Raw genomic sequence first — 12,044 nt, 5'->3', positions numbered from 1 at the left:
TTGGTGCAGTGCAGTATATGTCCGTACTTTATACCACAATGTGAAAAGGATTGGCAATTTCCCTTTGCGGCGCGGCAAAGGTGGCGCAGCGGCGGCGGGGCGGGGCATAATGCGTTTTACCTGTTATTTTGAAGAGACTCCATGACCGAGCCTGTCAGTGAATTCAAGAGCAAAAGCGGCCTCAAACGCATCGTGGCGGCGACCGGCTATTCGATCGATGGCTTCAAATCGGCATGGGCAAGCGAGCATGCCTTCCGCCAGGAACTGTTCCTGGTTGTTATCGGCACCGTCATCGCCCTGCTGTTGCCAATTTCTTCCTTCCAGAAACTGTTCCTGGTCGCCGTGCTGGTGCTGGTGCTCATCGTCGAGCTGATCAACTCGGCCATCGAAGCCGTGGTCGACCGCGTCTCGCTCGAACGCCATCCGCTGTCGAAGAATGCCAAGGATTTCGGCAGCGCCGCCGTGATGCTGGCGGTCATGATTGCCGTGGCCTCGTGGGCGGTGGTGCTGTTCAACCGCTTCTACTAAGTCCACTGATCGATTGGTATTGGCCCGCCTTATGCGCGGGCCGCATATCGAACCGCGAAACGATTCCTTCGCTTTCGCCGCATCGCGCCGTATTCTGGTGTTCCAGGAGGTGGCGCCATGACGGAACTCTTTCCCCATTTTCAAGTAATCGTGGTCAGTGGACTGCATGACAGCGGACCGGGCCATTGGCAGTCGCGCTGGCAGCGCCTGCACCCGGAATTCGTGCGCGTGTACCAGGATGATGTCGACCAGCCCGACCTGGCGGCCTGGGCGGCGCGGCTGGACCAGGTGCGGCGCGCCGATCCGCGTCCCGCGCTGCTGGTGGCGCACAGTTTCGGCTGCCTGGCAGCGGTGCACAGCATCGCCCGCCACAGCGAGGGCGTGGCCGGGGCCCTGCTGGTCGCGCCGGCCGATCCCGACAAATTCGGTGTGGCCGAGCGCCTGCCCGCGCTGTCGCTCGATTGCCCTAGCATATTGGTCAGTAGCGCCAACGATCCGTGGATGAGCGCGCCACACGCGGCCTTGTGGGCGCGCCGCTGGGGCAGCGAACTGATCGAGCAGGGCAGGCTGGGACACATCAATGCCGAATCCGGCCTGGGCAACTGGCCGGCCGGTTACAACTATTTGCAGCGCCTGGGCGAATTGGCGCACAATAGGACGCTGGCCTTTTCGGCATGATTGACATCCGCTTTTAGCTTTCGAGCAACTTTCGAACAACTTTCGATGAACGATTGGAGATCACAATGAGTTTACGTTTGGGCGATACCGCTCCCGATTTCGAGCAGGATTCTTCGCTGGGAACGATCAAGTTTCACGAATGGGCTGGCGACTCGTGGGTGGTGCTGTTTTCGCACCCGGCCGATTTCACGCCCGTCTGCACCACCGAGCTCGGCCTGACCGCCAAGCTCAAGCCTGAATTCGACAAGCGCAACGTGAAAGCCATTGCGCTGTCGGTCGATCCGGCCGACCTGCATAAAACCTGGATCAAGGACATTGAAGAGACGCAAAAAACCGTGGTCGGCTTTCCGATCATCGCCGATGCCGACAAGAAAGTGGCCGCCCTGTACGACATGATCCACCCGGAACAGTCGGCCACGGCCACGGTGCGCGCGCTGTTCGTGATCGATCCAAAGAAAAAGATCCGCCTGTCGATTACCTATCCGATGAGCACCGGGCGCAACTTCGACGAAGTGCTGCGCGTCATCGACGCCCTGCAACTGAGCGATGCCTACACCGTGGCCACGCCCGGCAACTGGCGCGATGGCGACGATGTGATCATCCCGCTGAGCGTGCAAGACCCGGAACTGATCAAGCAAAAGTATCCGAAAGGCTATACCGCCGAACGCGCGTATCTGCGCGTGACGCCGCAGCCGAACAAGTAAGCTGCCCTGCGCGGGGAGTCCTTTCCGCCAGTGGCGCAAAGGACACCCCGGCATTACCATTTTCACCACGCCACCCTGAAACGCATAAGCAAATAAGCTTTCCGTTGTTTGAATCACGGCTCAGTCCCTATACCCTGAAGGTATTCCAGGGGCTCATTCATGCAACTTACGTATATCGTTTCAGGTTTTGCCGTCGGCCTGCTGGTCGGCATGACCGGTGTCGGCGGGGGGTCCCTCATGACGCCGCTGCTCACGCTGTTGTTCGGCGTGCCGCCCTCGGTCGCTGTCGGCACCGACCTCGCGTTCGCCTCCATTACCAAGTCGGCCGGTGCCGTTACCCACCGTCTGCGCGGCACCGTGCGCTGGGATATCGTGCGCCATCTGTGCTTCGGCGCCTTGCCGGCCGCCGTGGCCGCCACCTTCGCGCTCAAGCAATTCGGCGCGCTCGACAAGGAAATTGGCCAGATCATCCGTTACTCCATCGCCGGCTCGGTCATGCTGACCGTGATCGCGCTGCTGTTCCGGGGCAAGATGCTGGCCTGGATCAACGCCAGGCCCGAGCGCCAGTTGCAGGGCAGGGCGCTGGCCGCCGCCACCATTGTCTCGGGCGCGCTGCTGGGCGTGCTGGTCACGGTCTCCTCGATCGGCGCCGGCGCCATCGGCGCGACCTTGCTGGTCATGCTGTACCCGCGCATGACGCCGGCGGAAGTGGCCGGCACCGACATCGCCTACGCCGTGCCGCTGACCGCGATTGCCGCCTTCGGCCACTGGTGGCTCGGCTCGATCGACTGGGCCTTGCTCGCCATGCTGCTGATCGGCTCGCTGCCAGGCATCACCCTCGGTTCCTGGATCGCCAAATCGGTGCCGGAAGGCTTTTTGCGCGGCTTGCTGGCAACCACGCTTACCTTGGTGGCGGTCAAGCTGGTCTATTAATAGCCTTTAAACCAGCTGCGCTCAGGGCTGGCACGGCCACACCTGCGCCACGCGCGCGCGCAGAAACGGGTCGGCGACGACGCTCGGCGCCAGCCAGCGCAGCACCGTCGCCGCTTCGTGGCGCAGTTCGGTCCACAGCGCAAACTCGCAATTGAGCGCCGCATTCACGTACACCCGCACCAGCAGTTCGCGCTCGACCGGCGTGGCCCCGGCCGCCGCGCCAAGGCGCACGTAAGCGGCCACCAGCGCCTGCGTGTCGCCGCCGCGCGGCAGCATCGGCGCCGGGTCGCACTCCTGCGCCCAAACGTGGAAGATGGCGCGCAGCCCCGGCGGCACGCTGACGCTGAGCATTGCCTGCGCTGCCCGGCAACTGTCCGGCGCGCCGACGCTTTCTTGCAAACGTTCATGGTTGTCCATGTTTCCTCCTGATCGCTGCATGTCAGACAGCGTCGGGACGAGCCGGGTTCAGCCATTTATGCCCGCGCTTGCGCCCGCTCAATTCATCTGCAGCCGCCCGCTCGGCGCAATCTTCATAGCCTATCGATCTATACAAATAAGAAATGCTTCGTTTGCGTTATGAGGTTCTGATGCGATTATTGCCCCTTATTAGACGAATTTGTAATAAGAGGTCCCATGTCCCCTTCACTTCCCAGCGACAAGCCGCCCAGGATCTTTCCCGGCTCCCACTGGCTGTTCCGCTGGTTCTATGTCAAGACCCCGCGCCGGGTCTTGCCCGGCTTCGGCTTGACGCTCGGCTTCACCGTGTTTTACCTGTGCCTGATCGTCCTCATTCCACTGTCGTCGGTATTCCTCAAGACCTTCAGCATGAGCTGGCCGGCGTTTTGGGAAGTGGTGGCGTCGGAACAGGCGCTCGCCTCCTACCGCTTGAGCTTCGGCGCTTCCTTCATCGCGGCGCTGATTAACACCTTCTTCGGCGGCATTGTCGCGTGGGTGCTGGTGCGTTATGAATTCCCCGGCAAGCGCATCATGGATGCGCTGGTCGACCTGCCGTTCGCGCTGCCCACCGCGGTGGCCGGCATCACGCTCACCGCGCTGTACTCGACCAACGGCTGGATCGGCAAGTACTTCACCGAGCTTGGCATCAAGGTGTCGTACACGCCGCTCGGCGTGGTGGTCGCGCTGACCTTCATCGGCTTGCCCTTCGTGGTGCGCACGGTGCAGCCAGTGCTGGAAGACCTGGAAAAGGAACTCGAGGAAGCCGCCGCCAGCCTTGGCGCCAACGCCTGGCAAACCTTCACCCGGGTGGTGTTCCCGGCCGTGATGCCGGCCCTGGTGACCGGTTTTGCGCTCTCGTTCGCGCGCGCCACCGGCGAATTCGGCTCGGTCATTTTCATCGCCGGCAACCAGCCGATGATCTCCGAAATCACGCCGCTCCTCATCTACATCAAGCTCGAAGCGTACAACTACGCCGGCGCCACCGCGATTGCCGTGGTGATGCTGGTGGCTTCGTTCGCGCTGCTGTTGGCCATCAATCTGCTACAGGCGTGGACACGCGCCAGGACCGGTAAAAAATGAGCACTGCGACCCACCAGGCGGCCACCCCCGCCACCGGCCGTGCGCGCCGCTCGTTCCGGCACCTGTTCCTGCGCCGCTCGCACTCGCTCGAACCGGTCTGGGTCAGCGCGCTGCTCAAACTCATCGCCCTGATCTTCCTCACCCTGTTCCTGTTCATTCCACTGGCCGCCGTGTTTGCGGAAGCGTTCAAGAAGGGCGCCGAAACCTATGTGGCGGCGATTATCGATCCCGATGCGGTGGCCGCCATCAAGCTGACCCTGATCGCCGCCTTCATCTCGGTGCCGTTCAACCTGGTGTTCGGCGTGTGCGCGGCGTGGTGCATCGCCAAGTTCGAATTCCGGGGCAAATCGATCCTGCTCACCCTGATCGACCTGCCGTTCTCGGTCTCGCCGGTGATCGCCGGTTTGATCTATGTGCTCATGTTCGGCGCCCAGGGCTGGTTCGGCGAGTGGCTGGCCAGGCATGACGTCAAGATCCTGTTCGCGGTGCCGGGCATCGTGCTGGCGACCGTGTTCATCACCTTCCCCTTCGTGGCGCGCGAACTGATTCCGCTGATGCAGTCGCAGGGCAACGAGGAAGAAGAAGCCGCGCTGGTGCTGGGCGCCTCGGGCTGGGCCACGTTCTGGCGCGTGACCCTGCCGAACATCAAATGGGGCCTGCTGTACGGCGTGATTTTGTGTAACGCGCGGGCGATGGGCGAATTTGGCGCGGTGTCGGTGGTGTCGGGCCACATCCGCGGCGAAACCACCACCATGCCGCTGCACGTCGAAATTCTCTATAACGAATACAACTTCGCGGCCGCCTTTGCCGTCGCCTCGCTGCTGGCATTGCTGGCGCTGGTGACCCTGGCGATCAAAACCTTTGTCGAATGGCGGCTGCGCGAAACGCACGCGCTGCACGCCGCAGACCGCAACATGGAGCACGGATCATGACGATCGAAGTCAAGAATATCAACAAGCGCTTTGGCGATTTTGTCGCCCTCGACAACGTTTCGCTGCAGTTCCCCTCGGGCGAACTGACCGCGCTGCTCGGCCCTTCGGGCTGCGGCAAGACCACGCTGCTGCGCATCATCGCGGGGCTGGAGCATCCGGACAGCGGGCATGTGCTGCTCGATGGCCAGGATGCGTCCGACCGCCACGTGCGCGAGCGCCAGGTCGGCTTCGTGTTCCAGCACTATGCGCTGTTCAAGCACATGACCGTGTTCGAGAACGTCGCTTTCGGCTTGCGGGTCAAGCCGCGCAAGGATAGGCCGAACGAACAGCAGATCCGCCACAAGGTGCAGCAACTGCTCGAACTGGTGCAGCTCGACTGGCTGGCCGACCGCCATCCGCCGCAACTGTCGGGCGGGCAGCGCCAGCGCATCGCCCTGGCGCGCGCACTGGCGGTCGAACCGCGCGTGCTGCTGCTCGACGAGCCGTTCGGCGCGCTCGACGCCAAGGTGCGCAAGGAGCTGCGGCGCTGGCTGCGCCGCCTGCACGACGACCTGCACGTGACCAGCATTTTCGTGACCCACGACCAGGAAGAAGCGCTGGAAGTGTCGGACCAGGTGGTGCTGATGAACAAGGGCCGGGTCGAGCAGTTGGGCTCTCCCGAGCAGGTCTACAACAACCCGGCCTCGCCCTTTGTGTACGGCTTCCTGGGCAATGTGAACCTGTTCCACGGGCGCGTGAACGACGGCGTCATGGCCAGCGGCGACGCCAGTTTTTCGGTGCCGGAGCATGCCTCGGCCAGCAACGGGCAGGGCACCGCCTACGTGCGTCCGCACGACCTCGATATCGACCGCTACACGCCGGGCGCGGACGGCATCGTCGTCAAGCTGCGCCGCGCGCACGCGATCGGCCCGCTGGCGCAGCTCGACCTTGAGCGCGCCGACAACGCCGAATTGATCGAAGCGGTCATTCCCAACGAGCGCTATCGCCAGCTGGCCTTGAAGGAAGGCGAAACGCTGGTGGTGCGCCCGCGCCGGATGCAGGTGTTTGTCGATCAGGGAGCGGCGATATGAATTTCCAGCAACTGCGGTCCATCCGCGAAGCGGCCCGGCGCGGCTACAACCTGACCGAGGTGGCCAATGCCTTGTTCACGTCGCAGCCGGGCGTGAGCCGCCAGATCCGCGAGCTCGAAGACGAACTTGGGGTGGTGATCTTCGAGCGTAACGGCAAGCGCCTGACCGGCTTGACCGATCCGGGCAAGGGCATCCTGAAAATCATCGACCGCCTGCTGGTCGAAGCCGAGAACCTGCAGCAGGCCAGCATGGAATACGCCGGCAAGAACAGCGGCACCCTGACCATTGCCGCCACCCACACGCAGGCGCGCTATGCGCTGCCGAAAGTGGTGCAGTCGTTCCGCAAGGACTTCCCCGAGGTGCGCATCGCGCTGCAGCAGAGCGCTCCCGATCATATCGCCGAGTGGGTTTTGTCGGGCAAGGCCGATATCGGCATCGCCACCGAGGGCCTGTCGCAGTTTCCGGACCTGGTGTCGTTCCCGTGCTACCGCTGGAGCCACCTGATCGTGGTGCCGGACGGGCATCGGCTGCTTGGCCGCTCGCCAATCCGGCTGGAAGACCTGGCCGACTATCCGCTCATTACCTACGATGTCGGGTTCACGGGGCGCGGGCATATCGATGCGGCGTTCGCCAAGGCCGGGGTGCGCCCCGACATCGTGCTCACCGCGATGGACTCGGACGTCATCAAGCAGTACGTGAGCCTGGGGATGGGCGTGGGGATCGTGGCCTCGATGGCGTTCGACCATGGGCGCGACAAGGGGCTGCGCGCGGTCGAAGCGTCGCACCTGTTCGCGGCCAACGTGACGCGCCTGGCGGTGCGGCGCGGCGCCTATCTGCGCGCATATGCGTATCACTTCATCGAGCAGTTTGCGCCGGATGTCTCGCGCGCCGATATCGAACGCGCGCTCGACGCCGACGCGCCGCGCGAAGTGTAAAACGTCGTTCCCGCGAAGGCGGGAACCCAGGTTCATAGCGCAGCCAAGCGCTTCGGCACGAACCTGGGTGCCCGCCTTCGCGGGACGTGGGTTGCGGCAGTACCGGAGACGACAGCCTGCTTTCATCGCTTGCAAATGCGAATGATTCTCGTTTATACTTGATTTCAGCAAGCCATCCACCCACGCATAGCCCGCCGCCGTCGCCAGCCACTGCATACCGTCAAGGAAGCATCGTGTCGAGCAAACATCCACAGAACCCAAGCGAGCCTTGCCAGCATGTGACGATCGCCGACAGCACCATCGGCCACGTCAGCATCTGCCCCGAATGCAGTGTGCTGCACCTGTCGCTGAACCACGTCTCGGTGCGCTTCACGCCGGAAGCGTTCCGCGCGCTGTCTGGCATGGTCGGTGACGCCCAGGCGCGGCTCGATCACGTAGCCCAGTCCAACGCGGCCGCCGCCGCTGCCGCCGTCATTGACGAAGCGCGCCACGGCCCCAAGCTGCATTAAGGAGAAGCGTATGTGCGACCACGATGCCAAAAAGCCGCTTGCGCGGTTCTTCCCTCCTGACGGCGAAGCCGCTTCGCGCAGCGCGTCGTCGCGCCGCCAGCGCTTGTGGGAGCTGCCGGCCAATACCCACTGCCCGGTGATCGGCGTGTGCCTGCCGCTCGGGGTGCTGCGCAAGCTGGTGAACAAGGGCGTGCGTGGCCAGGCCCTGGCCGACGACTACGAAATCCACGTCGGCGCGGTAGCCGAATGCGCCCACCGCAACCGCATCTCGAACCTGCTGCAGGATGCGCTCGACCAGCGTTACGCGCTGGTGCTGCTGCGCTTCAAGGATGCGCGCAGCGGCGACGCCGTCATGCAGCTGTGGCGCCAGGCGATCGCGCAGGGCGACGTGGCCGGGGCCTTCTGGGCCGCGCTGACGCACCCGCGCAGCGACTTTTTGGTGCAGGACACGGTGCTGCGCGAGATGCACATGATCCAGCACCAGGCCGGCGCCAATACGCGCATCGACCACGCGCACTACCTCGAACTGCAGGAAGAGAATGCCGCGCTGGCGGCCGAACTGGCGCAATCGCAGCAGCGCCACGTGCGCACCTTGGCCGACAAGGCGCGCGAGCTGGAACAGGTGCAGGCGCAGTTGATGAGCGCGCGCGCCGAGCTGGTGGCGCGCGAGAGCAAGGTCGCATTTTTGCAGGCCGACATGGCGGAACTGGCGGCCTCGGTGCCGGACCTGGAAGCGCGCACGCGGCTCAAGCAAAAGCTCGATGATGCGGCGCAGCGCTTGAATGCGCGCGATGCGCAGCTGGCGCAGCTGCGCCAGCAACTGGCGGCGTCCACGCGCCAGCTCGACGCCTTGCAGGCGGCGCGGCCGGTCGACGCGCCGGTGTGCGAGGAAGACGCGGCAGAAGCGATTGCGGCGGCGCAGCTGGTCGACAAGACCTTGCTGTGCGTGGGCGGCAGGAGCGCCAGCGTGGCCAGTTACCGCTGCATGACGGAGGAGGCGGGCGCCAGGTTCGCGCACCATGACGGGGGCCAGGAGCACGGCGCCGATCTGCTGGACGCCAACCTGGCGGCGGCCGACCTGGTGATTTGCCAGACCGGCTGCATCAGCCACAACGCCTACTGGCGCGTGAAGGAACACTGCAAGCGCACCGGCAAGCAGTGCGTGTTCGTGGAAAATCCGAGCAGTACGAGTTTTTCACGCGGGCTGCGGCAGATCGCGATTCTGGCGGAGCGGTAGCCACTACCACACTCCGTCATTCCCGCGCAGGCGGGAATCCAATTCAGTGGTGTAGCGGCGAACTTGGGTTCCCGCCTGCGCGGGAACGACGCTCAGGCGCCCGGGTTGGTAATGCGCGCGTGAATCGCGTCGATCTCGGCCACCACCTCCGGCGCCAGGGTCACCGTCATGGCGTCGATATTTTCCTTCAGCTGCGCCAGGCTGGTCGCGCCGATGATGGTCGAGGCCACGAACCAGCGCGAGTAGCACCACGCCAGCGCCATCTGGGTCGGCGTCATACCGTTGGCGCGCGCCAGCGCCGCGTATTCCTTGACCGCCGCCAGCACCGGCGCGCGCAGGTAACGCGGGCTCCACGACGCCGGGAAAATCGTCAGCCGGCCACTAACCTTGGGATCGTCCAGGTACTTCGCGCTCAACTGGCCGAACGCCAGCGGGCTGTAGGCCAGCAAACCCACATCTTCGCGAAAGCAGGTTTCGTCCATCAGGCTGGTCTCGAACTTACGCGCGGTCAGGTTGTACAGGTTCTGCACGCTGGCAATACGCGGCAGGCCTTTCATCTCGGCCTGCTTGACGAATTCGCTCACGCCCCACGCGCTCTCGTTCGACAAGCCGATATGGCCTATCTTGCCGGCGTCGATCAGGTCCTTCAGGCCGGCCAGGGTCTCTTCGACGGGAATGGCCGCGCGCTCCTGGGCCGGGTCGAACGCGGTGGCGCCGAAGATCGGCACATTCCGGCTCGGCCAGTGCAGCTGGTACAGATCGATATGGTCGGTCTGCAGGCGCCGCAGGCTATCTTCCACCGCCGCGCGCAGGCTGGTGGCATCGAGGTCCTGCTTTCCTTCGCGCACCCAGTGCAGGTTCGGATTCGGCCCGGCCGCCTTGGTGGCCAGGACGATCTCGCCGCGCCGGCCGCTCTTTTTGAGCCAGCTGCCGATAAAGCGCTCGGTGTCGCCCTGCGTCTGCGGACGCGGCATGACCGGATACATTTCGGCGGTGTCGACAAAATTGATGCCACGCTCGAGCGCGTAATCGAGCTGGCTGTGCGCGTCGGTTTCGCTGTTTTGCTCGCCGAAGGTCATGCTGCCGAGGCAGATTTTCGATACCTCGAGCGGGGTGCGTCCGAGCCTGGTCTTGATCATGGTGCGTTCCTTATGGTCGAAGGGCCTGCGCGCATTCGCGGATCAGGCCTGGCCCCTGGTAAATCAGGCCGGTATATAACTGTACCAGCGAGGCGCCCAGATGGATTTTTTCTTTGGCGTCGGCCCCGCGCATGATGCCGCCCACGCCGATAATCGGCAGCGCGTCGCCCAGTTCCTGGCGCAGCGCGCGGATCACGATGTTCGACAGGTCGAACACCGGGTCGCCCGACACGCCGCCGGTTTCCTGGCCGTGCCGCATGCGCTCGACTTCGCGGTGGCTAAGCGTGGTGTTGGTGGCGATGACGCCGTCGATCTTGTGGCGCAGCAGGGCCCCGGCGATATCCTTGATCTGGTCGCCGTCGACGTCGGGCGCGATCTTGAGGGCCAGCGGCACGTAGCGCTTGTGCTGGTCGGCCAGGCGCAGTTGCGCGTCTTTCAGCCGCGCGAGCAGGGCGTCCAGTTCCGACGCGCCCTGCAGCTGGCGCAGGTTGGCGGTGTTCGGCGAGGAGATATTGACCGTCACGTAGCTGGCGTACGGGTACACTTTGTCGAGGCAGTGCAGATAGTCGTCGACCGCGTTGTCGATCGGCGTGCTGGCGTTCTTGCCGATGTTCAGGCCAAGCACGCCCTGCTTGTCCTGGTAAAATTTCGATGCCTGCACGTTGGCGACAAAGGCATCGACCCCGCCATTGTTAAAGCCCATGCGGTTGATCACCGCGCGCTTGGCCGGAATGCGGAAAATGCGCGGCTTGGGATTGCCCGGCTGCGGCTTGGGCGTGACGGTGCCCACTTCGATGAAGCCGAAACCGAGGCTTGAGAGGCCGTCGATGTAGGCGCCATCCTTGTCCAGCCCCGCGGCCAGGCCGACCGGGTTGGGGAAGGTGATGCCCATGACGATGCGCGGATCGGGCGCGGGTTTGCTTAACAGGCCGGTCAGGCCCAGCGCGGCCGCGCTACGCAGCAAGGGCAGGGTGACGTTGTGCGCCGTCTCGGGCTTGAGGGTAAACAGCAGGGGACGACCTAAGGCATACAGCAGTTTCTGGGACATGGAGTGCTCGGGTTGGTGCGGGTGCCGGCATTTTACCGTGCGCCGGGGCTGGCCGCTCACTGCCGGTTAGCGATCGAGCAGGCTCCAGATGCCGTCGATGCGCGCTTCGAGCGGCCGGAAGTTGATCTTGTAGGCCATCTTGGGACTTTGCTCGATCCAGTATCCGAGATACACGAAGGGCAGTTTCAGTTCGCTGGCCTGGGCGATCTGCCACAGCACGTTGTAGGTGCCGAAGGAGGCGCCTGGCGCGTCGGGGTCGAAAAACGTGTACACCGACGACAGGCCGTCCGACAGCACGTCGATGATCGAGACCATGCGCAGCACGCCCTCGCCATCGCGGAACTCCACCAGGCGCGTGTTGACGCGGCTTTGCAGCAGGAACTGGGCGTACTGGTCGCGGCTGTCCTGGTCCATGCCGCCGCCGACGTGGCGCGTGGTCTGGTAGCGCAGGTAGAGCGCGTAGTGTTCGTCCGAAAAACTCAGGTTGGCGACGGTGGCCACCAGCGCCGCGTGGCGCGTCCAGGCGCGCCGCTGGCCGCGGCTGGGGGCAAATTCGGCGGCGCGCACGCGTACCGGAATGCAGGCGTTGCAGCCGTCGCAGTAAGGGCGATAGGTGAAAATGCCGCTGCGCCGGAAGCCATTCTTGACCAGTTCGGAGTAGACGTCGGCGTTGATCAGGTGCGAAGGGGTGGCCACTTGCGAGCGCGCCTGCCGGGCGTCGAGATAGCTGCACGGGTAGGGCGCTGTGGTGTAGAACTGCAGCGTCGAGAAAGGCAGGTCGTTTAAGTGCGTCAT

At 64.2% G+C, this 12,044-nt stretch carries 14 protein-coding genes; 10 read left to right on the top strand and 4 right to left on the bottom strand.

Annotated elements, in window-relative coordinates; genetic code table 11:
* The first annotated feature begins 141 nt into the window (after positions 1–141).
* The 4 genes from F1735_RS01860 (at position 142) to F1735_RS01845 (ending at position 2,843) form a co-directional block, all read left to right on the top strand.
* The gene (locus F1735_RS01860) at positions 142–528 is read left to right on the top strand and encodes a diacylglycerol kinase (RefSeq protein WP_167235337.1); all 387 of its coding nucleotides are present in this window, start codon (positions 142–144) and stop codon (positions 526–528) included.
* A 117-nt stretch (positions 529–645) separates the two neighbouring features.
* Positions 646–1,206: an RBBP9/YdeN family alpha/beta hydrolase gene (locus tag F1735_RS01855; RefSeq protein WP_167235336.1), complete on the top strand. Its 561-nt coding sequence runs from the start codon at positions 646–648 to the stop codon at positions 1,204–1,206.
* Between the two features lie 65 nt (positions 1,207–1,271).
* Positions 1,272–1,910 carry a peroxiredoxin gene (locus tag F1735_RS01850; protein ID WP_167235335.1) on the top strand — a complete coding sequence of 213 codons (639 nt, stop codon included), beginning with the start codon at positions 1,272–1,274 and terminating at the stop codon, positions 1,908–1,910.
* A gap of 159 nt (positions 1,911–2,069) precedes the next feature.
* Positions 2,070–2,843 carry a sulfite exporter TauE/SafE family protein gene (locus F1735_RS01845; RefSeq protein WP_167235334.1) on the top strand — a complete coding sequence of 258 codons (774 nt, stop codon included), beginning with the start codon at positions 2,070–2,072 and terminating at the stop codon, positions 2,841–2,843.
* A gap of 21 nt (positions 2,844–2,864) precedes the next feature.
* Here F1735_RS01845 and F1735_RS01840 read toward each other — a convergent pair whose 3' ends face one another.
* Complete coding sequence (locus F1735_RS01840) at positions 2,865–3,260, bottom strand: hypothetical protein (protein ID WP_167235333.1); 396 nt, start codon at positions 3,258–3,260, stop codon at positions 2,865–2,867.
* A 216-nt stretch (positions 3,261–3,476) separates the two neighbouring features.
* On the opposite strand from F1735_RS01840, the gene cysT reads away from it, so the two are divergent.
* From cysT to F1735_RS01810, 6 genes are all read left to right on the top strand, one after another.
* On the top strand, positions 3,477–4,379 hold the full coding sequence (cysT, locus tag F1735_RS01835; RefSeq protein ID WP_167235332.1) for a sulfate ABC transporter permease subunit CysT: 903 nt from the start codon (positions 3,477–3,479) through the stop codon (positions 4,377–4,379).
* Complete coding sequence (gene cysW / locus F1735_RS01830; protein WP_167235331.1) at positions 4,376–5,311, top strand: sulfate ABC transporter permease subunit CysW; 936 nt, start codon at positions 4,376–4,378, stop codon at positions 5,309–5,311. The genes cysT and cysW overlap by 4 nt, the downstream gene beginning before the upstream one ends.
* A complete protein-coding gene (locus F1735_RS01825; RefSeq protein WP_167235330.1) occupies positions 5,308–6,381 on the top strand; it encodes a sulfate/molybdate ABC transporter ATP-binding protein in 1,074 nt (357 codons plus the stop codon). Before cysW ends, F1735_RS01825 begins: the two co-directional genes overlap by 4 nt.
* Positions 6,378–7,316: a CysB family HTH-type transcriptional regulator gene (locus F1735_RS01820; protein ID WP_167235329.1), complete on the top strand. Its 939-nt coding sequence runs from the start codon at positions 6,378–6,380 to the stop codon at positions 7,314–7,316. The genes F1735_RS01825 and F1735_RS01820 overlap by 4 nt, the downstream gene beginning before the upstream one ends.
* A 233-nt stretch (positions 7,317–7,549) precedes the next feature.
* Positions 7,550–7,825: a hypothetical protein gene (locus tag F1735_RS01815; protein ID WP_187364125.1), complete on the top strand. Its 276-nt coding sequence runs from the start codon at positions 7,550–7,552 to the stop codon at positions 7,823–7,825.
* Positions 7,826–7,835: 10 nt separating this feature from the next.
* Positions 7,836–9,062 (top strand): DUF2325 domain-containing protein, encoded by a 1,227-nt coding sequence (locus F1735_RS01810; RefSeq protein WP_167235328.1) that lies wholly within the window; start codon positions 7,836–7,838, stop codon positions 9,060–9,062.
* A gap of 92 nt (positions 9,063–9,154) precedes the next feature.
* On the opposite strand, the gene F1735_RS01805 is transcribed toward F1735_RS01810, so the two are convergent.
* The 3 genes from F1735_RS01805 to F1735_RS01795 all read right to left on the bottom strand — a co-directional run bounded on the left by F1735_RS01805 (position 9,155) and on the right by F1735_RS01795 (position 12,044).
* Positions 9,155–10,201: an aldo/keto reductase gene (locus F1735_RS01805; protein WP_167235327.1), complete on the bottom strand. Its 1,047-nt coding sequence runs from the start codon at positions 10,199–10,201 to the stop codon at positions 9,155–9,157.
* Between the two features lie 10 nt (positions 10,202–10,211).
* Positions 10,212–11,249 (bottom strand): quinone-dependent dihydroorotate dehydrogenase, encoded by a 1,038-nt coding sequence (locus tag F1735_RS01800; RefSeq protein ID WP_167235326.1) that lies wholly within the window; start codon positions 11,247–11,249, stop codon positions 10,212–10,214.
* A 66-nt stretch (positions 11,250–11,315) separates the two neighbouring features.
* The gene (locus tag F1735_RS01795; protein ID WP_167235325.1) at positions 11,316–12,044 is read right to left on the bottom strand and encodes an arginyltransferase; all 729 of its coding nucleotides are present in this window, start codon (positions 12,042–12,044) and stop codon (positions 11,316–11,318) included.

The sequence above is a fragment of the Massilia genomosp. 1 genome, assembly GCF_011682185.1.
In the GTDB taxonomy this organism is placed as follows: Bacteria; Pseudomonadota; Gammaproteobacteria; order Burkholderiales; family Burkholderiaceae_D; genus Telluria_A; species Telluria_A rubra.
This window is presented reverse-complemented; position numbering and strand designations above follow the sequence as displayed.